The sequence below is a fragment of the Fluviicoccus keumensis genome (assembly GCF_004217445.1).
In the GTDB taxonomy this organism is placed as follows: Bacteria; Pseudomonadota; Gammaproteobacteria; order Pseudomonadales; family Moraxellaceae; genus Fluviicoccus; species Fluviicoccus keumensis.
Window position 1 is genome coordinate 1 of the sequence record NZ_SHKX01000013.1, and the last position, 24,971, is coordinate 24,971.

The following is a 24,971-nucleotide window of genomic DNA, read 5'->3' on the forward strand; positions in this document are numbered from 1 at the left end:
TGACAGCAGGCCGCGCATTCTACTGCATCTTCGCACCGTGTCAAGCCTCTTGTTCGTTCGTAACGAACCAGAACCTCAAGACCCGAAAACAACACCCACACTCAAGCAAGTTGTTGTTTTTGCTAGGCCTATTCAGCCAGCAGCGCGTCAGCGTGGGGCGCATTATAGGCCCCCAGAATATCCTGTCAACGCATTTCACAAGCCCGGCCGCCGAACGCTCAAGTTTTGCTCCGAAAGCCAATCAAACAGTTTTCGGAGCCCGACAGACCTTACTGCGTCTTCCGCTTCATGGCCTCAAAGAACTCATCGTTCGTCTTGGTATCCTTCATGCGGTCCAGCAGAAACTCGATCGCCGCAATCTCATCCATGGGGTGCAGGATCTTGCGGAGGATCCAGACACGCTTCAACTCATCATCACTCATCAAGCGCTCTTCACGACGAGTACCTGACTTCTTGATGTTGATGGCCGGGAAAACGCGCTTTTCAGCAATCTTCCGCTCCAAGTTGATTTCCTGGTTACCCGTGCCCTTGAATTCCTCAAAGATCACTTCATCCATTTTCGAACCCGTTTCGATGAGCGCCGTCGCGATGATCGTCAGGGAACCGCCTTCCTCAATATTGCGGGCAGCGCCGAAGAAGCGCTTTGGGCGCTCCAAGGCATGCGCATCTACGCCGCCGGTCAGCACCTTGCCGGAACTGGGAATAACCGTGTTGTAAGCACGCGCCAAACGCGTAATGGAATCCAGAAGGATAATGACGTCCTTTTTGTGCTCAACCAGACGCTTGGCTTTCTCGATAACCATTTCAGCGACCTGGACGTGGCGGGCCGGCGGCTCATCGAACGTGGAAGCCACCACCTCGCCCCGAACCGTACGCTGCATTTCCGTGACTTCTTCCGGGCGCTCATCAATCAGCAGCACAATCAGATGCGCCTCGGGATTGTTGCGCGTGATCGAATGGGCAATGTTCTGCAGCAACATCGTCTTGCCGGCCTTCGGCGGCGCGACGATCAGGGAGCGCTGCCCCTTGCCAATCGGCGAGATCAAGTCGATCGTACGCCCGGTGAGGTCTTCCGTTGAACCGTTACCCAACTCCATCACCATGCGGGATGTCGGGAACAACGGCGTCAGGTTTTCGAAAAGGATCTTATTGCGGGCGCTTTCGGGAGAGTCATAGTTAATATGATTGACCTTCAGCAATGCGAAATAGCGCTCGCCTTCCTTGGGAGGCCGAATGGTGCCCGCAATGGTATCGCCAGTACGCAGATTGAAGCGGCGAATCTGGGACGGGCTGACGTAAATGTCATCCGGGCCTGCCAAATAGGAGCCTTCCGATGACCGCAGGAAGCCAAATCCGTCACTCAGTATTTCCAGCACGCCGTCGCCGAAGATTTCCTCGCCATTCATGGCGTGGCGTTTGAGAATCGCAAAGATGATGTCCTGCTTGCGATTACGGGCCATGTTTTCCAGGCCCATTTGCTCAGCAATGTTGACCAGTTCGGCGATCGGTTTCTTTTTGAGTTCGGTAAGGTTCATAGAGGTGCTGCAAAAGAAGGGGATAGCAATAACGCGCGCGTACCGTCGTCGTCAACCAAAGTGTAGATAATGCGGGAACTTTCAGTTGCGGTTCAGGCAGATTATGGGAGTGATATGCCTGATGCGGTGGCTTGCGTCGGACGACAGACGCGGCAGGCAGGTAACCCGCCGCGACCAATGGCCAATTATATATTGGAATCGAGGAAGGCTGTCAATTGCGATTTCGCCAGCGCGCCGACTTTTGTTGCGGCAATCTGGCCGTTCTTGAACAAGGTGAGGGTCGGGATGCCGCGAACACCGTACTTGGCGGCAGTCGCCTGGTTATCATCCACGTTCACCTTGACGATCTTGACCTTGCCATCATACTCGGCGGCGATTTCATCCAGAATGGGTGCAATCATCTTGCAGGGGCCGCACCAAGGGGCCCAGTAATCAACCAGAACCGGGGTATCGGACTGGATGACATCGGCCTCGAACTGGCCATCGGTGGTGTTGATAATCAGCGGGCTACCCATGAACTTCTCCGGGAATTAAAAGACGATCGGGCCAGATGATAGCATGCTTTCCGGGCTTTTTTCCGGTGGGTAAAGCTGTTATACCACCACCATGCACAGACATTAACGCCAATGCCGCCGTGATGCCGCGGCAATGCTATCGAAAGGATCATCATGAACCGTCACCACTCTGACGACCATCTCGTTGCCGCCATCGACCTCGGCTCGAACAGTTTTCACCTGGCTATTGCCCGTCTCGACCATGGAGAAGTCCGACGCATCGACAGCCTTTCCGAGAAGGTACAGCTGGCGGCGGGGCTGGATGAGCATAACAATTTGACCCGCGGCTCCCAGGAACGCGCGCTGGCCTGTCTGGCGCGATTCGCCCAGCGCCTGCAAGCGATTCCAGCCAAGCGCCTGCGTATTGTGGCGACGAATGCGCTGCGACAGGCCAATAACGCCCAGCATCTGATGGATCAGGCTGAGCAGATTTTGCGGCAGCGGATTGAAATCATCGCCGGCCGCGAAGAAGCCCGCTTGATTTATCTGGGCGTCTCCCAAACGATGGTGACGGAAGGGCGACAACTGGTCGTCGATATTGGCGGCGGCTCCACCGAATTCATTATCGGCGAGAATTTTGAGCCTTTGCTGACCGAATCTTTGCAAATGGGCTGTGTGGCATACACCCAGCGCTTTTTTGCTGATGGCCAGATCCACGCCAAGTCACTGGATCGCGCGATCATGTCGGCGCGTCAGGAGGTCATGGCGATTGCCGAATCGTACCGGGACATGGGCTGGGACTCCGTCATCGGCTCCAGCGGCACCATCAAGGCCGCACGGCAAATCCTGCTGCAGAACGGCTGGGCCTCCGCTTCCGGCGGCATCAGCCACGAAGGCCTGGCCAAGGTGCGAGAGCGGTTACTGGCCTGCAAACACGTCAGTGAACTGGATATTCCCGGCCTCAAGGAAGACCGCCGCGCGATCCTGCCAGCCGGTTATGCCATCCTCCAGGGTATTTTTGACGAACTGGATCTGGCGGAAATGGGCTACTCCGACGGCGCCCTGCGCGAAGGCGTCCTCTACGACATGCTGGGCCGGATACGCCACGAAGATATCCGCGACCGCAGCGCCCAGGCCATGATGCGCCGCTATCACGTCGATGCTGCCCAGGCCGAGCGCGTGACTGCTACGGCCGAACGACTGTTCGATCAAGTCGCCCCCGCACTGCGCCTTGACGATGAGGATCGTGACCTGCTGCGGCGCGCCAGCCTGCTGCATGAAATCGGTCTGGCCATTTCGCACAGCAGCTTCCATAAACATAGCGCTTACTTGCTGCAATACTCCGACGTTCCCGGCTTCTCGCAAGTCGATCAGGAGAAGCTGGCGCTGGTGGTCGGCAATCACCGGCGAAAAATTCGCGAAGAACAGAAAATGCTGCTGATTCGCAGCGGTTCCCTGTCGCTGCTCTATGTCTGCGTGTTGTTAAGGCTATCGGCACTGCTGCATCACAGCCGCAGCCGCGACCCGCTGCCCGCCATTACCCTGGAAAGCGACGGCATACATTTCGCGCTGGAGTTTCCGACCGATTGGCTACAGACGCACCCCTTGACCGTTGCCGACCTGGCGGGCGAAACCGAACAGCTAAGGCATTGGGGCATCGAATTGCATATTCACTGAAACTGGAATCAACATGTTCTCGTCTCCTACTCCGCTGCCCTTGAATGTGCAGGCCTGGCAACAACGCGGCCATACCTGCCAATTGGCCGGCATGGAAATTTTTTACCGGGATACAGGCCCTCGCCTGCCCAAAGCGGTGGTATTCCTGCATGGATTTCCATCCAGCAGCTATGACTGGCATCGGGTTTTACCGCTGCTCGATAATCCCGGTCAACGCGTCATCACCTTCGACTTTCCGGGCTATGGCCTTTCGGCAAAGCCGGCGGGTTATAGCTACTCGCTGATGGAACAAGCGGATATCGTGCAGATGCTGCTGGCCAGTTTGGGAGTTCGCGAGGCACGACTGGTGGCGCATGACATGGGCGCAAGTGTCTTGTGCGAGCTGATGGCCCGACGCGAGCGGGGGCTGCTGGCTTTTGAAACCCCGTCGCTGGTTCTGATGAACAGCAGTATCCACATCGATATGGCGCATCTGACGCCGTCACAGAAAGTGCTGCTGACCCCGGCCGGCCCCTTGTTTGCCCAGGTTTCGTCGCGCACCATTTTCCGGTTGCAGTTGCAGAAGATTCTTGGCAAGGAGCTGCCGGACGAGGAACTGGATGCCATGTGGGCGTTGATGGTTTACGGCGATGGCAAGCATCGCCTGGCCAAGATCATCAATTACATCCGGGAGCGTGTGCGCTTCCGGGAGCGCTGGATTGAACCGTTGACAAGGTTGGACATTCCAACGACCGTACTCTGGGGCAAGGAAGATCCGGTCGCGGTTGCCGCCATCGCCGAGACGGTGGCCGGGGAAGTCCCCGGCGCGGAACTGATCTGGCTGGAGGGTGTCGGCCACTACCCGCAACTGGAAGTTCCGGAGCAAGTGGCCGCCATTCTCAATGATGTGCTGGCCTGATCAGAAGCTGAGGCCGGCGCCCAGATTGAAGCCGTCGCCCTGCCCGCCGGGACGATTGGTGCTCTGGATATCGGCCTTCAGCACGACTTGCGGATGCACCCAGTAGTTCAGCCCCACATTCACCTGCGCCTCATCCTTTTGCCCGATGGCGTTCGCAGCGGTGTTCCAGCGGTTATAGCGGGCAAAAACGCCGGTCTGAGCGGTCACTTTCCATGACGGTTCAAGATAGCCCCCCTCCATCCGGTCCGCCCCCAGGGCTTTGGCCATATTCCCGTCGATGGCCCAGCGAGCCAGCAAGGCGCGCAGCCGGAAATCACTGACCTGCCAGTCGGCATGTGCTTCCAGCAAGGTAGCGGGGGCATGGTCGGTTGCCGTGGCGCGGTCATTGATGTTGTCCTGGCGCTGGATCGTGGCGCCCAGCTCCAGACCCTGGATGCGCTGGTACTTCACACGCAAGGTGTAACCCATGTCCTGGGCCCGGGAACCGCCAAACTCCTGACGGAATTCACGCAGGCCGTCAGCGCCGCCCAATCCCGCGACATCACCCCGCAAACCGTTATGCACGGCAAGGTCGACAGCCACACCGTCAGCCGGCAGGAAGCGCGCCATGACGCCTTTTTCCCACCACGTGGCCGGAATGATCTTTTCCTCCACCGGATTGCGCTCGACACCGTAGAACACATTCGGTTCATGGCTCTCATTCATCAAACCTACCGGCAACAGGAACTGCCCGATGTTGAGGGAAAGCGCGGGATTGATCTTCCAGTCAATAAACAGCTGCTCAAGCTCCGTTTCGATATCCGAGGAGTCCGGAGCCCCTTCGAACTCGACTTCGCTGTAGAAATGCAGGTTATCGGCAAACTCATGGCTAAGCAGGATGACCGCTCGGTGTGCATGAAAGTTACTCTTGCCAATCACCGGATCTTCTTCACGGAAAGCGTTGTAGTGCACTTCGCCATAGAAGCCGACATGCGTGGCGCTGGCTGACGGCGCCTGCTGCTTTTCCAGACTTCCGGCCAAGGCATCCAGTTGTTGTTGCTGAGCGGCGATCAGGCTTTTCTGGCGCGCCAGTTCCGCGCGCAGACCATCCAGACCTGTATCGTCAGCGTGGACTGGAGTGATCATCATGGCGGCCGCCAAGGGCAACAACGAGCGAGGGAAACGCATCATTTCATTAACTCCAGAGACTGAAATCAGGGGGTATAACCATCGGTAAGCGTTCGCAGGAAGGCCTCCAGGGCGCTCAGCTCCCGGTCGTTGAGGCGCAGATCGCCCAACTCGCTCCGGTTGACGGTGTCAGGAACTTCGGTGGCGCCGATTGCCTGCCAACGGGATGGATCCGTATCCCGGGTGTTATAGAACTCCAGAACCGTACGCAGATCCCTGAAGACGCCGTTATGCATATAGGGGGCGGTGATCGCGACATTGCGCAGGGTCGGCACCCGGAATTTGCCGCGAAGGGCAGGACTGCCTCCGGTACGCGGGGTCGCGGCCAATCCCTCAATATCGGGTATGGCAATCGCGGTATTCGCGGGTACGCCAAGATTGTCGTAGGTGAAGTCCGTCAAGGCCGGCGGCTCGCCGTTAGGACCCGCCGTGAGCGTATGGCAGGCGGCACAGTTCCCTTTGTCCTGACGGACAAAAAGACTCAGCCCTTCCAGCTCCTGGGATGAAAGTTGCGCCCTGCCCTGACGATATGCATCAAATTTGGAAGAAAACGCGTGAAAGGCGCTGGAACGTTCAAACGCCGCAATGGCTTCGCCGACTCGGGGCAGAAACTCCGCCGCCTCCGCATCATCCAGCGCCCCGGGGCCGAACACCGTCCGGAACATCGCGGCGTTAGGACTGGCGCGCAGCTTCGCGCGCAGCGCCGGAGCATCGGCGAGGTTCATTTCATTGGCTTCAAAGAAGGGCTTGGTCGCCTGCTCCTCCAGGGAGTCGGCGCGGCCATCCAGAAACAGTCCGCCAACCCACAATACTTCCCCCTCTTCCATTTCCGCGTGCAAGGGCGGAATCAGGGAAGCATAAGCGATCGAAGGCGTATTTCGACGGCCGAACCGGCCAGCCAACGATCCTTTTGAGACTGGCAGGGAGGCATCAGGATCAGCAAAGCCATGCGCACTGTCATGGCAGGTGGCGCAAGCCTGGTTTCCCTCGCTGGACAACGTCACATCGTGAAACAGGGCGTTGCCCAAGTCCGTCATGGCGACACTGGCCACCGGCTCGGCCTTGACGGCAGGTTCCTGATCAGGAACGCAGGCGGTGATCACCAGAATCCATGGCACCGCCAACAATACAGAAAGACGCATGACGCACTCATCAGCCAACCCATTAAAGCCAATGATAAACGTTATCATTTAGATTAGCAAACAATCTCCCTACAAATCCCCCGCAAATAACAAAGGCGCCTTCGGCACCTTTGTGGTTTCCCCTCAAAACCGCTCAGGTCTTGGCCAATTTTTCCAGCAGGATGCTCTGGGCCATATGCGGCAATTTGTCCTGTGCCTGAATGCGCTCCCAGCGGCCATCAGGCAACAATTGCCAAGCCAGCTGGTTGTCCTGCAGGTAGTTCAGAAGTCCATCCTTGAGAATCCGCTTCTTCAAGACCGGATCATCAATCGGGAAGCAGACTTCAACCCGCGAGAACAGATTCCGATCCATCCAGTCGGCGCTGGCGCAATACACCTTGGCATCGCCATCATTGGCGAAATAATAAACACGGGTATGCTCCAGGAAACGCCCGACAATCGAACGCACATGAATATTCTCGGAAATACCGGCAATGCCGGGACGCAGGCAGCAGATCGAACGAACGATCAGATCCACCTTGACGCCCGCCATCGCCGCCCGGAAAAGCGCCTGCAGCAACTGCTTTTCGGTAATGGCGTTGACCTTGATGATGATATGAGCGGTTTTCCCCGCCTGCGCATGCAGGATTTCCTGTTCAATCAGCGTCAACAGTGTTGAATGCAGGGTAAACGGCGCATGCAGCAGTTTCTTAAGCTTGGCCGCCTTTCCCATGCCGGTGAGCTCATGGAATATCTTGTGCACATCCTCGCTCAACTCAGGGTTTGCGCTGAGCAAGCCGTAATCGGTGTAAACCCGCGCCGTCCCGGCATGGTAATTGCCGGTACCCAGATGCACATAGCGCACAAGGCGATTTTCTTCACGCCGAACCACCAGAATCATCTTGGCGTGCGTTTTATAACCGACAATGCCGTAAACCACGATTGCACCGGCCTCCTGCAACTTGTTGGCCACCGCAATGTTGGACTCTTCGTCGAAACGCGCGCGCAACTCAATGACTGCCGTGACTTCCTTGCCGTTACGGGCGGCCTCGGCCAGCACATTCACAATCTCGGAGTCTGCGCCGGTTCGGTACAGCGTCTGCTTGATCGCCAGCACCTGCGGATCACGCGCCGACTCTCGCAGCAAATTAATGACCGGGGCGAACGACTCGAAGGGATGATGCAGCAGGATATCCTGTACGCGCAGCGCATCGAACATACTTTCCGTTTTTTGCAGGATCGCCGGCAACGTCGGCGTGAACGGCGTATAGCGCAGACGCGGACGATTGAAATCGGACAACAGGCGCGCCAGATTGACCGGGCCGTTGACCTGATACAGCGAATACTCGCGTAGATCGAACTTTTTCAACAGATAATCAATGATGTGCCGCGGACAGTTGTCCGCCACCTCGAGCCGCACAGCCTCCCCGAATCGCCGGGAAAAAAGCTCGCCCTTCAAGGCCGACGCAATATCATCCACATCTTCATCCAGCGTCAGGTCGGCATTACGGGTCACCCTGAACTGATAACAGCCGGTCGCGGTCATGCCGGGGAATAACTCGCTGACATGCTCGTGGATAATGGCCGACAACATCACATGATGATCACCCTGCCCGGTCAACTCATCCGGCAGACGCACCACACGCGGCAGCGAGCGCGGCGCCGGCACCACGGCCAGGGACATCTGCCGTCCGAAGGCATCCTTGCCTTCGAGCGAAACAATGAAGTTCAGGCTTTTGTTAACCAACCGGGGAAACGGATGCGCCGGATCCAGCCCGATCGGCGTCAACACCGGCAGGACCTGCTCACGGAAATACTGTTTGACCCAGGCGGACTGCGGGGCAGTCAGCTCGTCGCGCTTCAAAAAACGAATATTTTCAGCCGCCAGCGCCGGCAGCAAATCCTCATTCAGGATACGGTATTGCCGCTCGACAGCCGCATGACAAACGACCGATATTCGCTCGAGGACCTCCTGGGCGCGCATACCGTCCGGTCCCACCGCCCGCTCCCAGGATAATTGCTGCAAAAGACCGGCGACGCGGATTTCAAAGAATTCATCCAGATTCCGACTGAAAATCAGCAGAAAGTTCAGTCGCTCCAGCAGCGGATGCAAGGGGTCAACCGCCTGCTCCAGCACCCGCAGGTTGAAGTCCAGAATGCTGATTTCACGATTGATGTATAAATCGGGCTGGTTAAGGTCCACGATATTTTCCTGGATCATGATCAATGTCCGCTAATGTCTCTTTCCAGTATACGCCTGCCAGATGACCGGCATGTGAACATCAGGGATATTCCGCATAATACATGCGCCGCTGGATGATACGGGCCTTGCGCAGCAGCTTGCGGTCCTGACGATGGTCATCAAAATAGCGGGGGTTGGGCACCATGGCGGCCAAACGGGCCGCTTCATCCACACTCAGGTTACGTACGGACTTCCGGAAATAATGGCGGGAGGCCGCCTCGGCGCCAAACACGCCGTTTCCCCACTCAATGACATTCAGATAAATTTCGAAGATACGGCGCTTGCTCATCATCTGTTCCATCATGACGGTGATTAGCGCCTCCTCCATTTTGCGCCAGGGCGTCCGCTTGCCCGACAGAAACAGGTTCTTGGCCAGTTGCTGGGAAATGGTTGAACCGCCGGCGACGATCTTGCCCTTCTTGAGGTTTTTTTCCCAAGCCGTCTGGATGCCCTCCCAATCAAAGCCATCGTGATCCAGGAATTTGGCATCCTCGGAAACAATCAGCGCCCGCTTCAGGTTCGGGGAAATCTGGTTGTAGGCTACCCAGCGATGGCGCAACTCCGCATCCGGGTTATCCTGCTGCAGGACCTCCAGCCTTTCCTCCATGAACGCACTGCTTTCCGGATTATGATCCACCCACCACCAGACATGGCCCAACAACCATAATTGGTAAAGCATCACAAAACCGGCAATCGCCAGCAGGATTCGCAACGTCAGGGTGCGTCCACTCACCAGTTCACCTCAGGGCCGAAATACGAATAAAGAGAAAGCCGACACAGGGCGCACGGAGACTGCAGTGACAGCGTCAGTCAACCTGGGAGCCGAACTTCTCAGCGGCTGACACTTTCAATCATGACATCCGCTGTACCGGGGTGCATAAATGCAGCAGATCCCGACAGCATCGAGAAATCATCAGGCACGGCCAAGGTCGCCAGATCGCTCCAACGCTCATGGCTGGTGCCTGCACGTTCCGCCGACAGCATTTCATCACCATACAGCAGGTTATCCAAAAGGCTCGCATCCGAAAAACCCGCGGCATCGAGCCACAAAGTGCCAACTGCTGACTTTTCCAACAGTTCATTCCCGGCATTTGCAAGCGGAAAGCTGAACGATGTCGTCCGGTGATAACGCAGCTTGGCGGTATATCGGGGATGAATAAAGGATTTGGCCTTCTCAACGGCCTCGGCCAAATCCTCGGGTCCGGTGATGTTCAACGGCGCGGGATAGCTTTCAGACAAAGGATCGTTCATTTCAGAAGACGACGAAGAAAGTTCCTGCAACGTCGGAGAGGCTGTCGCCTGACCGGTCATGGTCAGCGGGGGCTGGATCACGGTATTGCGGATCGCTTTGCGATAGGCGGTCATCGCCTGCAGGAAATGGGTGTATTCGCGGTAATCTTCAAGACGGGGGCGTTCGGGCAGGTTGCCGGCATACGTAAGACCAGCTTGCAGCAGCAAGACTGCCAGCTGCAGAAATACAGCGGCTCCCCGTGAAATCCACATGATTCCGGCTCGTTCTCTGATTATTGTTCTGGAAAAACCTAGAGCCCGAATTTAACAGGAAGCCCCGCAACTGACAAATTATGATCACGGGCCGTGCGTGGCGGTCGGCTCGTGAATGTTGGGGAAGTGCGACTTCTGATAGCGGTCATCCCCAATCAGCTTGCGCAGGCCTTTCAGCGTGTTATAGGGATACTCCTGAATCAACAGGTTAACGGCACTGGCAGGGATATAACCGCCAGGGTCTGCATGACCGGTCATGGTTATTTCAACCATGCCATTACCGATCGGCCGGAAAATCCAGGAACCCTCAACCATGGGCATGCGCACACAACAGGCGCGGGGCGGCTGGGTATTGATGCTGTTGCTGTCAATCCGCACCTTCAGCGTCTGCGGATCCTGAACAATATGCCCAGAGACCACCGCCTCCCGATCCCGGAACGGCCAAGGAAAGTCGGTAATTACCCGCACCGAAAACGAAAGATCCGCATCGTTGCGCTCCAGAGGCTCAACGGACTTGGTCCGGTAGATCCATTTGCGGGCATTTTCCGTATCGGCAATGAGCGCAACCAAGCCTGACAGCGAGCTTTTGACGGTGCTAACTGCCTTGAACCCGTAGAGCGGACTGTTCGGAACCTGATAGGACCAGATCCGCACGCCTTGGCGGTCAAGCACCAGACGGGAATCTTCGGCGGGCGGATCGTACGCGAAGGCCGCACCGGAAAAGAGGGATACGAGGACGAGAAGTCGGGCAAAAAGAAGCATGTTTTCGGTCACAATATCAGGCACCGGCGATAATAATCGAATCCGGCCAGAGGGGCATGCTTTCTACTGGCATTATGGTACCAGTTTTGTAGCCTGCCGGGCTCTTGTCAGGCCAAACAGCAGCCAGAACAGGGCAAGACCCCCTCCTGCCAAGGCTCCCAACTGGTGGGACTCCATCAGCACCGGCCCGCCGATCCAGACGCCAGTCGCGGCTGACTCCCCGGAAATGCCTTCTGTACCCAACTTCGCGAGCCCCAGTCCCAGCAGCAACAGCCCCGTCCATCGCTCCGTGCGCCCTGCAGCCATCAGGATCGCTCCGGAAACGTAAGCGCCGTGCAGCACTCCCGACAAACCGACATAAGTGGACAACCCTGGCAACCTCCACCAGAACGCACTGCTGATCATCATCGGCAAGAGCACCAGCAAGCATACCCAGTGACGCGGATGCAGGACGCCCTCAAACAGCTTCGTGAGGACCAGCAACCCGAGAACATTGATCAACAGATGCCGTAGGCCCAAGTGCACATAATGACCCGTGAACCACCGCCACCACTCACCCGCCGCAATCTCCGGGCGGGACCAGCTCCAGTGCGCCAGGCCATGCGCTTGCATGGCGAACATCATGACAACCAATCCTGCTAACGCCCATTTGGGTTTGTGATCACGCAGCATCGTTACCCGCCTCCAATAAAAAGCCGACACAAGGTCGGCTCTTTATGGACTCATTTCTCATTTTGCATAGAAGAACAAGGGAACAAACGCGACCAGTAACAGCGCGGTAGCCATCACGATGCAAGGCAATATCCACCGCTCGTACTTGTAATAGAAGCTGAGATGGCTGACCTCCGCATCTGCGGCATCCATTTCCGGCTCTCCAACCACTTGGCGCGTCAGCAACTGATTCAACGCCACGGGCGGCGACAAGTATCCCAGTTCAAACGCGGTCAGCACGATCATCCAGAAGTGAACCGGCTGGATCCCGTTATTGTAGGCGATCGGCGCAATCGTCGCGGATACCAGGATAACGGCCCCGAACGGATCCATCACCATGCCGATAAACACCAGCAGCCCCAGCAACAACGAAACAGCCAGCCAGATATTGCCGAACGAGGCCGGAACGGCATCCATGACGCCGGAACGCTCGATCACCCCGCCAATACTGACAGACAACGCCATCAGCATGATCAAGGCGCCAATATGACCGATGGTGTCATTCGTCGCTTCTCGCACGGCCGCTTCGAAACCGTGGCGACGCTCGCCATTCTCGGGTGAGACCACCGCCACCGGCTCGCGGCGCACCTTATCAAACCAGACCACAGCCAGCATGATGAATGGCAGAATCATCGGCGCCGTAAACTCATCAAGCTTGGTATTGAGAATGTATGCGTAGGTACCCACTACCAGAATAGTGATGACAATATAGGGTGAGACCGGCACAAATGCGCGGGCTGATTGCGGGAGAGCAATCGAGGGTCGTGTCAACTTGAACTTTTCTTTCGCCAGAATCAATGATGCCACGAGGAACAGGGTGGAGCTCAGCAAGAAAACGTATGCCCCCCAACCGTACAACTGAGACGTCGTAACCTGCTTGTTCAGGGCGGCAATAACGACCACCAACAGGCAAGGGCTCAGCACAACGCCCAAAGAACCGGACATGGCCGTGGCGGCCAGGGCATATTGACGGCGGGCGCCCGAGTTGAGAATTTCACGGTAAATCACTGCACCGGCGGCAATCACAAAAATACCGGAGGCTCCGGTATAGGCCGTTGGAACCGCTGCGGCCACCAGAATAATGTAGGTCAACACTTCCGGCGAGAAGCCCCACGGACGAACAATATTCAGGAACAGGTCGACGACGCGGGTTTGTTTCAACAACATCCCGGCCCAGAGGTACAGGGAAAGATTGAGGAACACACCGGACAGTTCAACCATCTGCCCCAGATAGATAGCCAAGCCGGAGTAGTGTTTCTGGCTCAGGAAGGTCAGACCGGCATTCAGCGCCATGAACGCGTACAAGGGAATGGATAACAACGCCATGCCAAAGGAGCCGCCTTCAACCGCATTCGCGGGCGGCTTGATCAGTTGCTTGAAGCTGATCAGCGTCAGGATGGCAAAGAAACCCGTCCACAGATAATTGACAATGGGGTGGTCAATCGGGATGCCGGAGTCGACCTGCAATTTCCAGTAGGCGATGGTCGACGCCAGCAACAGCAGATTAGCCACAACCATGGCGACCGAATAAACCTTGAAATCCACCTTGGTGGTTGGTGGGCGCAAGGAAATATGGTGCGCACCCATGGTTGTCAGGGTAGCCGCGATCACCACCATCAGGATGAGAATGACGGAACGGTTTTCGGTACCAAAACGGAATATCGTAAAGAAAGCCGTTTCGAATGTCCGATAGGCCTTGACGGCCGGGGTGATTTGCTTGGAAATCGCCACATAGCCCTTCATTTTGTCCTGACAAAGATGACTGGCCGTAACCACGGATTGCCGGATCGCATCAGGATCCACCGGCTCATCCGCAAACAGGGAGTCAATGGCATTCTCGGGGTTTGCGCGTTCCGCAAGCTGCTTTTGAACCTCGGCGTCCACATCCGGATCAGGATTACAATCCGGTTTGGTCGGGTCCGCCCGCAACATGAAATACTGCACGCCGGTATTCGGGTCGCCAAAGAGTTTTTCACCGCCACGAAGCAACTGCCCGTGAATCATTTCACCGGTGCCGATAATCAGGGTCAGCAGCAATAAACAAAATATCGGCAGGCTGAACAACCACTCATGTAATGACCGGTTCAGGAAAAAGGGTTTATTGTTCATGGATATCTCCGCCCGTTATCTGCCCTTTCATTACTAGACCTCCGACTTTCATGCTGAAGCCGGGGCAAGGCTCCTGCCCTGCCCCGGATAAATCACGATGGTTATTTGCTGTAGAAGAATAACGGACCGTACGCCACAATCAACATGCCAATTGTCATGACAATCACGGGCAGGTTCCAACGCTCATAGCGCCGGAAAAACCCTTCTCCCCTTACTTCAGCATCAGCCTTCTCCATTTCAGCCTCACCCATCACTTGTCTGGTGAGAATCTGATTCAATGCGACCGGCGGCAGCAGATAGCCCAACTCAAATGCCACCAGCACCATCATCCAGAAATGCGCCGGATGAATGCCGTTGTGATATGCGATGGGAGCCAGCGTGCCCGACACCAGAATGACGGCGCCAAACGGATCCATGATCATCCCCAAGAGCACTTTGGTAATCACAAGGAAAGTCATGGCCATCCAGATGCTCGAGAATTCCTTGGGGGCGTAATCCATGATTTCGGAGCGCTCCACCATGCCGCCGACACAGAGGGAGAGTCCCATCAGGATGATAAGCGCTCCCATGTGCCCGATAGTTTCGGTCGTGGCGAAACGTACCGCCTGCTCGAATCCCACACGGCGATCATCGGCCAACTGGGGATTTACGTTCACGGATGTTTTGGCATCCCGGCGAAGCTTATCAAACGCCACAATCGCCAACATAATGAACGGCATAATCATGGAGGCCGTAAATTCATCCAGCTTGGTGTTAAGCAGATACTGGTAAAACGCCACTACACCTATCGTGATCACAATATATGGCGAAACGTTGGCGAATCCCTTCATCATGCCCGGAATTGCCTCTCGCGGGGGAGCCAGGCGCAGTTTTGTCCTGGCGACAAGCAACGAAACAATCAGAAACAGCGTCGAAGTGAGGAAAAAGACATCATCCCCCCAACCATACAGTTGAGAGGTGGTGACTTCCTTATTCATGGCGGCAATAACGACAACCAGCAAGCAAGGATTAATCACTACCCCCAAGGAGCCGGACATCGCCGTCGCCGCCAAGGCGTATTGACGGCTGGCTCCCGAGGCCAGAACTTCGCGGAATACGATTCCACCGGCGGCAATCACAAAAATACCCGAGGCGCCCGTATACGCAGTAGGGATGGCAGCCGCCAACAGGATCAAATATGTCAGGATTTCAGGAGAAAAATTCCATGGGCGCAGAATGTTAAGGAACATATCAACAACCCTGGTCTGCTTCAGCAGCATCCCGCACCAGATATACAAGGACAGATTCAGGAAAATACCCGACAGCTCGTTCATTTTGCCGAGGTAAATGGCCAATCCGGCATAATGCCCGCGAGAAAGGAAAAAGACACCGCAGATAATGGCCATCACGGCGTAGATCGGTACCGCCAACAACGCCTTTGCCACCTTGCCCCCTGGCACGGCGTCCTGCGGGGGTTTGATGAAATGGACCACACTCATGATCAGCATGGCCGCAAAGAAAATCAGCCAGAGATAATCAATGGCGGGGTGTTCAACCGGAATATTGGAACTACTCTCCAGCGACATGTAGGCAATGGTTGATGCCAGCAGGAAGCCGTTCGCAATGGCCAGTGCGGCAGCACTGAACCGGTAATCCAATCGGGAGTGAGGCGGGCGCAGCGTAATATGATGCCGCGAAATAGTTGTTAGCGTAGCTGCCAGCACCACCATCAACACCAGAATAACCGAACGATTTTCGGTACCGAAGCGGAAAACGGCAAAGAATGCTGTTTCAAAAAGACGATAAGCCTTCAAGGCCGGCGTGATGTGCTGGGATACAACCGTATAACCGTTATGCTTTTCCTGACACAGCTGAGCTGCAGTGATTACAGACTCACGGACAGCTACCGGATCCAGCGGTTCATCGGCAAAAAGGGAGTCAATGTCATTTCCGGGATTGGTTTTGGCGCTGACTTGTTTTTGAACCTCTGCGTCCACATCAGGGTGTGGATTACATTCCGGTTTGGTCGGGTCCGCCCGCAGCATGAAATACTGGACGCCGGTTGCCGGATCGCCAAAGATGCGCTCACCTACCCGCAATAACTGGCCGTGGATCATTTCTCCCGTACCAATAATCAGCGTCAGCAATAGCAAGCAGAAGACAGGAAGGCTGAACAGCCATTCATTCGATGATCTGCTCAGAAATACAGGTTTGTCGTTCATTCACAGCCCCTCTTCAGGCATATGCTCTTCATTCTTGCTTAGCCCGCTCACCAAAATAATGCAGCCGCAGTCAGGTTGACCTGACTGCGGCTGGCGGGCAGATATAGCTCTTACTTGGCGTAGAAGAACAACGGTCCGTAAGCAACGATCAGCATCCCGATCGTCATGACAATCACAGGCAGATTCCAACGCTCATAGCGCCGGAAGAAGCCGAGATGGCGCACCTCGGCATCCGCCTTGTCCATTTCCGCCTCACCAATCACCTGACGGGTCAGAATCTGGTTCAGCGCAACAGGCGGCAGCAGATAGCCGAGTTCAAAAGCCACCAGCACCATCATCCAGAAATGAACCGGGTCAATGCCATTGTGGTAGGCAATCGGCGCCAAGGTTCCGGACACCAGAATGATGGCCCCGAACGGATCCATGATCATGCCAAGCAGCACCTTGGTCACAACCAAGAAGGTCATGGCCATATAGATATTGGAGAATTCCTTGGGCGCGTAATCCATGATTCCGGAACGCTCCACCATCCCGCCCACACACAGCGACAGAGCCATCAGGATAATCAGTGCACCAATGTGGCCAATCGCTTCTGTAGTGGCATTGCGAATGGCCTGTTCGAATCCGACACGACGATCCGAACCCGGCTCGATTACGGCCGGTTCGGCTACAACCGGGGCCGCTACGGCCTCACCCTTGGGTTCCCGACGCATCTTGTCAAAGGCCACAATGGCGATCAGGATGAATGGGAGAATCATGGATGCCGTAAACTCATCGAGTTTGGTATCCAGCACGACGCGGTAGAAGCCGATCACCATGATGGTGATGACAATATAGGGCGAAACGTTGCCGAAGCCCTTAAGCATGCCGGGGATGGCATACTTCGGAGGTGCCAGGCGTATCTTCTCCTTGGCGAAGGCCAGCGAGAAGGCCAGGAACAATGTCGACGTCAGGAAGAAGACATCCTGACCCCACCCATACAACTGAGTGGTTGTCACTTCCTTGTTCAGAGCCGCGATCACCACCACCAGCAGGCAAGGGCTCAGCACGACCCCCATGGAGCCGGACATTGCCGCAGCAGCCAGCGAATACTGGCGACTGGCGCCGGAATTCAGCACCTCACGAAAGACAATACCACCGGCTGCAATCACGAAGATACCGGAGGCACCCGTATACGCCGTCGGAATGGCTGCTGCCAGCAGGATCAGGTACGTCAGGATTTCAGGGGAAAAGTTCCAGGGGCGAAGAATGCTCAGGAACATGTCCACAACACGTGTCTGCTTCAGCAACATCCCGCACCAGATATACAAAGACAGGTTCAGGAAAATGCCGGAAAGCTCCTTCATCTGGCCCAGATAAATGGCCAGACCAGAGTAATGATGCTGCGTCAGGAAGAAGGTGCCGGCAGTCATGCCCATGGAGGCATAAATGGGAACCGACAACAGCGCTGTACTGAATTTGCCACCCGGCTCAGCCGTTTCAGGCACCTTGAAAAACTGCCAGATATTCAGCGCCAGCATGGCGGTAAAGAAGCCACCCCACAGGTAATCGATACTGGGATGCTCAACAGGAATTCCGGTGCTTTGCTCCAGCCGCCAGTTGGCAATCACCGAGCAGAGCAGCAAGGAATTGGCAACAATCAAGGCGCCGGAGCTGACCTTGAAGTCCAGCCGTGTACGGGCCGGCCGCAAGGTAATGTGATGGTGGGTGAGGGTAGTCAGCGTACCGGCCAGCACAACCATGATGATCAGGATGACGGAGCGATTCTCGGTCCCAAAGTGAAAGATATCGAAAAAGGTGGCTTCAACGGAACGATATGCCGCCAGGAAGGGCGTAACCATCTTCTTGTTACGGGCATAATCGGCATGCTGCTGCTTGCATTCATTACTGGCGGTGATCAGGGACTGGCGAATACCTTCAGGATCGACCACATCATCCGCAAACAAGGCATCAACATCGCTCCCTGCTCCTGAGGAAGATGAAGCGGCCATCTTTTTCTGCACTTCCGCTTCAATGTCGGGATTGGGGTTACAGTCAGGCTTCACCGGATCATTACGCAGCATGTAGTACTGCACGCCCACGGAAGGATCCCCGAAGAGTTTTTCTCCCATGCGCAACAACTGACCATGCACCATTTCACCGGCGCCAATCACCAGCGTCATGATCAACAGGATGAATACCGGCAGGCTGATCAACCACTCAATAAATGAGCGATTCAAAAAAGCCGGCTTATGAAGATTTGTCGCCATGTATTTCCCCTACCTCGTCCTCAAAATCCTGATCGGATGAACGCCTTATTCTGTTATTCACGTTGGCGTTCGTATCAATAAAACCTGACAAAGCGCGTTTTACACCGCGCTATTCCTGTGAGTCGGAACATTCCCCATTGGTCGGATCCAACTGGCAACGCACGCGCTTCAACAAAGCCATCAAGCGTTTGTCGTACAAGCCCTCCTTGGCCAGATTGATCCGTGACTCCCGCATCATTGCCGTATATCTCGCCCTGTCGACATCCGGGATATGAAACCAGTACCGCGGGTCGATATCTTTTTCATATTTTTTGATGACCGTCAGTATCCGGTCATACTGGCTATTGATATAGGTTCTCGAATTTTGCCCGAAACCCGCGGGAAACTCGTTAGCGCGAATAACGATCTGCAAGGAGGACTGGGCGAGCAAGAAATCCGGGATTCCCCCTTTTCTGCCCAAACCGCGGTACAACTCCAACGGCCGGTATGCCGCCGCCGGTGCAAAGATAATATCCACGGATCCATTATTGAACTTCGGCGCAAAGTTGGTCACATCTGACGGCACCGCCTGCGCGCCAACTTGCTGCAACAGTTTGGCCTGAGACTTGTCGTAGTCAAAAAAGGCCACTTTTTTACCGGCAAGCTTGCCAACTTCGTTGATATCGCGATCGTTGACATAAAAATAAATGCCGCCAAAAGGCATGACGCCGGCGATCTCATAATCGCCATTCAGCATGAGCTTGGCCGCCTTCGGCGAACTCAGCGTTGCGATAACGTAACGCAAATGCTCATAAGACGGGATCGTGCCGATGGATTCGAGACTCCCGGTAAACCCATTGAAGGGTTTCGTCCGCAAACCGGTCATTACTACCGCATCGCATTGGCCAACGCGAAAATCCTCGGCCGCGATCTTCTCCTCGCTGTAAGAGCGGAGCGTGAAATCCACGCCCCATGCGCGAGCGGCGACGCGATAATCCTTCATCAGATTGTAGGTTTCGCCGTTAGCTCCCATCAGATCCCAGATGCAGAGGCTCTTCTGGACTGTTGCCGCCGAAGCGGCCGCAGTCCAGAACAAAGCAAAAACCGTGAACAGCAGCTTGAAGGAATACCGCGTCATGCTGGGAGACTCTCCGCCGTATCAGAGCAAATCGTCAATCGAAATGCCGGAGCTTTCGCTCGAAGGCTTGTCATCCCAGAACTTGGTGAATCCGCCATCCGGCATCCGCGTACCGGTTTTTTCCGTCCAGTAACGGTCAGCAATGGTCTGCACCATCAGGCCGCCCATGACGTCAAACAAACGGAATTTCGTGTTGACCGCCATGTTGGAGGAGTTGCCATAGGTACGAAGCGCATCGCGCAGCAACTCTTCCTTACCGGTCGCCTGAGCGGACAGGGCATAAATGGCATGCGCCAGACGCACACCCTTGCGCTCACCGATGCGGGTCGCGTCCTTCATGGTGGTGAACGGGTCCGGCTTGCCCTCGCTGGCGCCGGGCAGCAAAGCCCAGACAGCGGCGCGGGTCGCCATCGGCACCCCCCACCATTCGGCGTTATCGAGGCAAGTCATGGCGCGGTCCACAATACCGGCGATATCCTTCGGCACACCCACCGCACCTTGCGAAGCGATGTCATTCACCACCGCCTGCATGCCTGAGGCCAGACCAATCAGGTAAACCATCTTTTCAAAGTCGGTATGCATGGCCGGGCAGCTCTCGCCCAGTTTGAAGTTGTAATTTTTCTCGTAGTGTTCCACAAAACGGCGATATGCCTCTTGCTGGCGACGAGCCGCCAAGGCGGACCAACGCTTCTGGGCAATACGCGCATCCTGGGCATCTTCAATCAGGTTGGCCCGGGAAGAGCGAACGTAACGCAATTCGTGCTCCAGCGCGCGATCTTCCGCGCACAGGCCGGCTGACACATACATCAGCACCGCCATCTTGGCGGGATCGGCCCCCATGCCCTCTGTCGCCAGAATGAGCGGCGTCAGGGCTTCGCCGGACGCGCACGCCATCTGGGCGTCATCAAGCGCCATGATGGGAGGAACAATATTGTTTTCACTGAATTTAATAGCGACGATGGCGCCTGTCTTGACGACCTGCGAACACCCTGAAAACAGGGCTGTCATGCCCATCAGGGAAGCAATGGCGCCAATACGTAATGCACGCGGAAATTTCATGCCCTCTATCTCCTGCCTTGTTGTTTTTCAGGGGGTTTCCATTTGACAAGCAAAGATACCATCAACTGCTATCATCACCAAGCAGCCGACGGCATCATTGGCCGAACTGTCTTTTATTCTGGTTGACGGGCCAACCCCTGGGGTGGCCCGTCACGGACTGGTCCGGATTACACTTCTTTCATCGACAGCTTGATGCGGCCGCGCTGATCGATATCCAGTACCCGCACCTTGACCTTCTGGCCTTCCTTGAGGAAGTCACCAACATTCTCGACGCGCTGGCTGGCGATCTGCGAGATATGGACCAGACCGTCGGTGCCGGGCATGATGGTCACAAAAGCGCCAAACTCGACAATGCGGGCAACCGTGCCTTCATAGATGGTGCCGACTTCCACTTCCGCGGTAATCGACTGCACCTTGGCCAGGGCAGCCTGTGTGGCCGCCTTGGTTTCACCATAGATGCGCACCATGCCGCTATCTTCGATATCGATGCTGGCCTTGGTTTCCTCGCAAATGGCGCGAATGGTAGCGCCGCCCTTGCCGATCACGTCACGAATCTTATCCGGATTGATTTGCAGGGTAGCGTAAGTCGGAGCGTTGCCGCTGACTTCCGGACGGGCGGCGGGCAGCACGGCATTCATGGCCTCAAGGATATGCAAGCGACCGGCCTGCGCCTGACCCAGTGCAATTTCCATGATTTCTTCGGTAATGCCTTCGATCTTGATGTCCATCTGCAGGGCGGTGATGCCCTTCGAACTGCCAGCCACCTTGAAGTCCATGTCGCCGAGATGGTCTTCATCGCCCAGAATATCGGACAGGACGGCGAAACGGTCGCCTTCCTTGACCAGACCCATGGCGATACCGGCCACCGGGGCCCGCACCGGAACACCGGCATCCATCAGCGCCAGCGAAGCACCGCAAACGGACGCCATGGACGAGGAACCGTTGGATTCGGTGATGTCGGACACAACACGAATGGCGTAGGGGAACTTGTCGTTGGCGGGCAGCATCGGGGCGACACCGCGACGCGCCAGGCGGCCATGGCCGATTTCACGACGCTTCGGGCCGGTTTCGCGGCCGGTTTCGCCTACGGAGTAGGCCGGGAAGTTGTAGTGCAGCATGAACGGGTCGGTGTAGGTGCCTTCCAGCGCGTCCACCATCAGCGAGTCGCGGGCGCTACCAAGGGTGGCGGTGACCAGCGCCTGGGTTTCGCCGCGGGTGAACAGGGCGGAGCCGTGGGCGTTCGGCAGCACGCCGACCTGCACATCCAGGGCGCGAACGGTCTTGGTGTCGCGGCCGTCGATACGCGGCTTGCCGCTCAGGATATTGTCGCGCACGGTGCGGTACTTCAGGTCTTCGAAGCAGGTCAACACTTCATCCGCCGACACGTCGGAGCCTTCCGGCGCGAAGCGGGCGATGGCCTCAGCCTGGATGGCGTCCAGACGGCTGTAACGCTGCTGCTTTTCGCTGATGGTATAAGCTTCGGAAATGGCGGCTTCAAAGGCGGCCTTCAGGGCATCCTTCAACGGTTGGTTGGCAACCGGAGCCTGCCAGTCCCAGGCGGGGGTGCCGACTTCGGCGGCAAACGCCTTGATCGCAGCAATAGCCACTTGCATTTCTTCGTGACCGAACAGCACGGCGCCCAGCATTTCGTCTTCGCTGAGTTCCTTGGCCTCGGACTCAACCATCAGCACAGCCTTGTCGGTACCGGCAACGACCAGATCCAGGTCTGAAGTTTCCTGTTCGGCATAATTCGGGTTCAGGCGGTACTCGCCGTTGATGTAGGCCACGCGGGCAGCGCCGATCGGTCCCTTGAAGGGGATGCCGGCAATAGTCAGGGCGGCCGAAGCGCCGATCATGGCGGCAATATCGGTGTCAGCCACACGATCGGTGGAGATCACGGTCGCCGTCACTTGCACTTCGTTGTAGAAGCCTTCCGGAAACAGGGGACGCACAGGACGGTCGATCAGGCGGGACGTCAGGGTTTCCTTCTCGGTCATCCGGCCTTCGCGCTTGCCATAACCACCAGGAATGCGACCGGCAGCGTACGCCTTTTCCTGATAGTTGACGGTCAGCGGGAAGAAATCCTGACCAGCCTTGACGGATTTGTTGGCAACCACAGCCACCAGCACGGTAACACCGCCCATGGTCACGACCACGGAGTTGGCCTGACGGGCCACACGACCGGTTTCGAGCACCACGGTGTCACGGCCGTACTGGAATTCCTTGCGAACAATATTGAACATACGAGAGAGTCTCCGGTTTTACTTTTTTCTCTATGGAGGCCACTAAGGCCTGAACTGCAAGCAGCCCAGGCCTTAGCAGCCTCATCCATAGTCATCAGGGGTGATTAGCACAACGGGGAGCTTGCGCTCCCCGTTGCGGGTTTCCTTAGCGACGCAGACCCAGTGTCTGGATCAGGGCGACGTAACGCCCGTTGTCCTTACCGTTCAGGTAGTCCAGCAGCTTGCGACGCTGGTTGACCATGCGGATCAGGCCACGACGGGAGTGGTGATCGTGCTTGTGGGCCTTGAAGTGGGATTGCAGGTCATCGATCTGGGCCGACAACAGGGCAACCTGAACTTCGGGGGAGCCGGTGTCATTCTCGCAACGGGCGAATTTGGCGATAATTTCAGCTTTTTGGGCTACGGTAAGAGCCATGGTACTTTCTCCACGAGATGCGAAAGGAAATGCGTCTGGCCGTGCATCTCTACAGCCAGCGTGCGGGGTATTTTATATATTCGTTCCGGCGATTGCCATGCCTATTGTGTACGCAGCAGACGACGCGGCGCCAACAGCCCGTCGGCATTGACGACGCCCAGCCCGAGGAAGCGCTTCTCAGGGCCGAAAACAAGCACTTCCTCTCCGGAAGGCGGCAGGCCCCGGACTTGAACCGGCTGGCCCCGCATCAGATAAAAGGACGCCGTTTCCGACAAATCCAGTTTGGGGTAGTGCTCGAGCGCTGCCCAGGGCGGCAACAGCAGCTTATCCAGGGCCTCCAGCCCCCCCTCCTCCACCAGCCGCTCCAGATTCGCAATGGTAATGCCTTCCTGCAAGCGGAACGGGCCACTGGCCAAGCGCCGCAAGGCAACGACATGCGCGCCGCAGCCCAACGCCTCACCAATATCCTCAACCAGATTTCGGATGTAGGTTCCCTTGCTGCAAGCCACCTCGATTTCCCAGAACTTCGGCTCGACCTGCAATAGTTCGAGGCGATCTATCCGGATCGGACGAGCTTCGCGCTCGACCTCGATTCCCTTGCGCGCCAACTCATAGAGCGGCCGCCCATCCTTTTTCAAGGCAGAGAACATGGAGGGTATCTGGGTAATATGACCTCGGAAACGGGTCAGTACGGCTTCAATTTCGTCTCGGGTCAGCCGTGGCACCGGCCGCTCGGCAACAACCTCACCCTCGGCATCCGCCGTGGTGGTTTTCTGCCCTAGGCGCATGCGCGCCCGATAGACCTTGTCGGCATCCAGCAAATGCTGGGAAAACTTGGTAGCCTCGCCGAATCCGATAGGCAACAGCCCCGTTGCCAACGGGTCCAGACTGCCGGTATGTCCCGCCTTTTCAGCCTGGAACAGCCAGCGTACCTTCATCATGGCCTGATTGGAGGACATGCCTTCCGGCTTGTCGAGCAGGAGTATGCCGTCCAGCGGACGACGCGGGCGTTTGATTTGTTTGTTCACGGAAGGCATCGACAAAACAGGACTCAGGCTTCGTCAGCCCCGGCAGGGTGATGGGCTTCATCCTCGGCAATCGCCTGATTGATCAGGGCGGACATACGATTACCGCGCGATGTCGCCTCGTCGTAATGGAAGCGCAGGCGCGGAATCATCCGCACCATCAGACGACGACCCAACTCACCGCGCAGGAAGCCGGCGGCATTGTTCAGCACCTCGATACTGGGCGAAAAATCCTCATCCAGCGTTCTCCCCATGACCGTGACATAGACATCGGCATAGCCCATGTCCTTGCTGACACGGACAGCGGAAACCGTGACCATACCCAGACGGGGGTCTTTCAGTTCGTTGCGGATAAGGTCGGCCATTTCACGCTGGATCTGGTCGGCAATACGCTGAATACGCTGGCTCAAGGGTGTCTCCGGCAAAAACGGCCATGACCCCTG

At 56.5% G+C, this 24,971-nt stretch carries 20 protein-coding genes; 2 read left to right on the forward strand and 18 right to left on the reverse strand.

Going from position 1 to position 24,971, the window contains the following annotated elements; all coding sequences use genetic code 11:
- Positions 1–269: 269 nt before the first annotated feature.
- Both rho and trxA read right to left on the reverse strand, forming a co-directional pair.
- On the reverse strand, positions 270–1,535 hold the full coding sequence (rho, locus tag EV700_RS10915) for a transcription termination factor Rho (RefSeq protein ID WP_130413689.1): 1,266 nt from the start codon (positions 1,533–1,535) through the stop codon (positions 270–272).
- 185 nt (positions 1,536–1,720) lie between these two features.
- A complete protein-coding gene (trxA, locus tag EV700_RS10920; RefSeq protein WP_130413691.1) occupies positions 1,721–2,050 on the reverse strand; it encodes a thioredoxin TrxA in 330 nt (109 codons plus the stop codon).
- A 153-nt stretch (positions 2,051–2,203) separates the two neighbouring features.
- Here trxA and ppx point away from each other — a divergent pair, with 153 nt between their 5' ends.
- Together ppx and EV700_RS10930 are read left to right on the forward strand one after the other, a co-directional pair.
- Positions 2,204–3,706 carry an exopolyphosphatase gene (ppx, locus tag EV700_RS10925; protein ID WP_130413693.1) on the forward strand — a complete coding sequence of 501 codons (1,503 nt, stop codon included), beginning with the start codon at positions 2,204–2,206 and terminating at the stop codon, positions 3,704–3,706.
- A gap of 13 nt (positions 3,707–3,719) precedes the next feature.
- A complete protein-coding gene (locus EV700_RS10930) occupies positions 3,720–4,604 on the forward strand; it encodes an alpha/beta fold hydrolase (protein ID WP_130413695.1) in 885 nt (294 codons plus the stop codon).
- On the opposite strand, the gene EV700_RS10935 is transcribed toward EV700_RS10930, so the two are convergent.
- The 16 genes from EV700_RS10935 to rbfA form a co-directional block, all read right to left on the reverse strand.
- Entirely contained in the window at positions 4,605–5,774 is a 1,170-nt protein-coding gene (locus tag EV700_RS10935; protein ID WP_130413697.1) for a porin, read from the reverse strand. It lies immediately after the preceding gene.
- Between the two features lie 23 nt (positions 5,775–5,797).
- Positions 5,798–6,913 (reverse strand): cytochrome-c peroxidase, encoded by a 1,116-nt coding sequence (locus EV700_RS10940; protein WP_165391436.1) that lies wholly within the window; start codon positions 6,911–6,913, stop codon positions 5,798–5,800.
- A 133-nt stretch (positions 6,914–7,046) separates the two neighbouring features.
- The gene (gene ppk1, locus EV700_RS10945) at positions 7,047–9,113 is read right to left on the reverse strand and encodes a polyphosphate kinase 1 (protein WP_130413701.1); all 2,067 of its coding nucleotides are present in this window, start codon (positions 9,111–9,113) and stop codon (positions 7,047–7,049) included.
- A gap of 61 nt (positions 9,114–9,174) precedes the next feature.
- Entirely contained in the window at positions 9,175–9,867 is a 693-nt protein-coding gene (mtgA, locus tag EV700_RS10950) for a monofunctional biosynthetic peptidoglycan transglycosylase (RefSeq protein WP_278044909.1), read from the reverse strand.
- A gap of 98 nt (positions 9,868–9,965) precedes the next feature.
- Entirely contained in the window at positions 9,966–10,637 is a 672-nt protein-coding gene (locus EV700_RS10955) for a hypothetical protein (protein ID WP_130413703.1), read from the reverse strand.
- Positions 10,638–10,721: 84 nt separating this feature from the next.
- Positions 10,722–11,411 carry an START domain-containing protein gene (locus tag EV700_RS10960; RefSeq protein ID WP_130413705.1) on the reverse strand — a complete coding sequence of 230 codons (690 nt, stop codon included), beginning with the start codon at positions 11,409–11,411 and terminating at the stop codon, positions 10,722–10,724.
- 60 nt (positions 11,412–11,471) lie between these two features.
- Positions 11,472–12,023, reverse strand: coding sequence for a rhombosortase (gene rrtA, locus EV700_RS10965; RefSeq protein WP_165391437.1), 552 nt, complete (start codon positions 12,021–12,023; stop codon positions 11,472–11,474).
- Between the two features lie 105 nt (positions 12,024–12,128).
- A complete protein-coding gene (locus EV700_RS10970; RefSeq protein ID WP_130413709.1) occupies positions 12,129–14,219 on the reverse strand; it encodes a TRAP transporter large permease subunit in 2,091 nt (696 codons plus the stop codon).
- Positions 14,220–14,320: 101 nt separating this feature from the next.
- Positions 14,321–16,420, reverse strand: coding sequence for a TRAP transporter large permease subunit (locus tag EV700_RS10975; RefSeq protein ID WP_130413711.1), 2,100 nt, complete (start codon positions 16,418–16,420; stop codon positions 14,321–14,323).
- Between the two features lie 110 nt (positions 16,421–16,530).
- Positions 16,531–18,669 (reverse strand): TRAP transporter large permease subunit, encoded by a 2,139-nt coding sequence (locus tag EV700_RS10980; RefSeq protein WP_130413713.1) that lies wholly within the window; start codon positions 18,667–18,669, stop codon positions 16,531–16,533.
- Positions 18,670–18,778: 109 nt separating this feature from the next.
- On the reverse strand, positions 18,779–19,786 hold the full coding sequence (locus EV700_RS10985; protein ID WP_130413715.1) for a putative solute-binding protein: 1,008 nt from the start codon (positions 19,784–19,786) through the stop codon (positions 18,779–18,781).
- A gap of 21 nt (positions 19,787–19,807) precedes the next feature.
- Positions 19,808–20,845 carry a hypothetical protein gene (locus EV700_RS10990; protein WP_130413717.1) on the reverse strand — a complete coding sequence of 346 codons (1,038 nt, stop codon included), beginning with the start codon at positions 20,843–20,845 and terminating at the stop codon, positions 19,808–19,810.
- Between the two features lie 167 nt (positions 20,846–21,012).
- Positions 21,013–23,088, reverse strand: coding sequence for a polyribonucleotide nucleotidyltransferase (gene pnp / locus EV700_RS10995; protein WP_130413719.1), 2,076 nt, complete (start codon positions 23,086–23,088; stop codon positions 21,013–21,015).
- A gap of 145 nt (positions 23,089–23,233) precedes the next feature.
- Positions 23,234–23,503, reverse strand: coding sequence for a 30S ribosomal protein S15 (gene rpsO / locus EV700_RS11000; RefSeq protein WP_130413721.1), 270 nt, complete (start codon positions 23,501–23,503; stop codon positions 23,234–23,236).
- Between the two features lie 101 nt (positions 23,504–23,604).
- Positions 23,605–24,540 (reverse strand): tRNA pseudouridine(55) synthase TruB, encoded by a 936-nt coding sequence (gene truB / locus EV700_RS11005; RefSeq protein ID WP_130414557.1) that lies wholly within the window; start codon positions 24,538–24,540, stop codon positions 23,605–23,607.
- A 14-nt stretch (positions 24,541–24,554) separates the two neighbouring features.
- Positions 24,555–24,938, reverse strand: a complete 384-nt coding sequence (gene rbfA / locus EV700_RS11010; RefSeq protein WP_278044910.1) for a 30S ribosome-binding factor RbfA — start codon at positions 24,936–24,938, stop codon at positions 24,555–24,557.
- Positions 24,939–24,971: the final 33 nt, after the last annotated feature.

Coding starts and splice junctions, on each gene's coding strand:
- rho (WP_130413689.1), bottom strand. CDS start 1,535: ATGAACCTTACCGAACTCAAAAAGAAACCGATCGCCGAACTGGTCAAC.
- trxA (WP_130413691.1), bottom strand. CDS start 2,050: ATGGGTAGCCCGCTGATTATCAACACCACCGATGGCCAGTTCGAGGCC.
- ppx (WP_130413693.1), top strand. CDS start 2,204: ATGAACCGTCACCACTCTGACGACCATCTCGTTGCCGCCATCGACCTC.
- EV700_RS10930 (WP_130413695.1), top strand. CDS start 3,720: ATGTTCTCGTCTCCTACTCCGCTGCCCTTGAATGTGCAGGCCTGGCAA.
- EV700_RS10935 (WP_130413697.1), bottom strand. CDS start 5,774: ATGATGCGTTTCCCTCGCTCGTTGTTGCCCTTGGCGGCCGCCATGATG.
- EV700_RS10940 (WP_165391436.1), bottom strand. CDS start 6,913: ATGCGTCTTTCTGTATTGTTGGCGGTGCCATGGATTCTGGTGATCACC.
- ppk1 (WP_130413701.1), bottom strand. CDS start 9,113: ATGATCCAGGAAAATATCGTGGACCTTAACCAGCCCGATTTATACATC.
- EV700_RS10955 (WP_130413703.1), bottom strand. CDS start 10,637: ATGTGGATTTCACGGGGAGCCGCTGTATTTCTGCAGCTGGCAGTCTTG.
- rrtA (WP_165391437.1), bottom strand. CDS start 12,023: ATGATGTTCGCCATGCAAGCGCATGGCCTGGCGCACTGGAGCTGGTCC.
- EV700_RS10970 (WP_130413709.1), bottom strand. CDS start 14,219: ATGAACAATAAACCCTTTTTCCTGAACCGGTCATTACATGAGTGGTTG.
- EV700_RS10975 (WP_130413711.1), bottom strand. CDS start 16,420: ATGAACGACAAACCTGTATTTCTGAGCAGATCATCGAATGAATGGCTG.
- EV700_RS10980 (WP_130413713.1), bottom strand. CDS start 18,669: ATGGCGACAAATCTTCATAAGCCGGCTTTTTTGAATCGCTCATTTATT.
- EV700_RS10985 (WP_130413715.1), bottom strand. CDS start 19,786: ATGACGCGGTATTCCTTCAAGCTGCTGTTCACGGTTTTTGCTTTGTTC.
- EV700_RS10990 (WP_130413717.1), bottom strand. CDS start 20,845: ATGAAATTTCCGCGTGCATTACGTATTGGCGCCATTGCTTCCCTGATG.
- pnp (WP_130413719.1), bottom strand. CDS start 23,088: ATGTTCAATATTGTTCGCAAGGAATTCCAGTACGGCCGTGACACCGTG.
- rpsO (WP_130413721.1), bottom strand. CDS start 23,503: ATGGCTCTTACCGTAGCCCAAAAAGCTGAAATTATCGCCAAATTCGCC.
- truB (WP_130414557.1), bottom strand. CDS start 24,540: ATGCCTTCCGTGAACAAACAAATCAAACGCCCGCGTCGTCCGCTGGAC.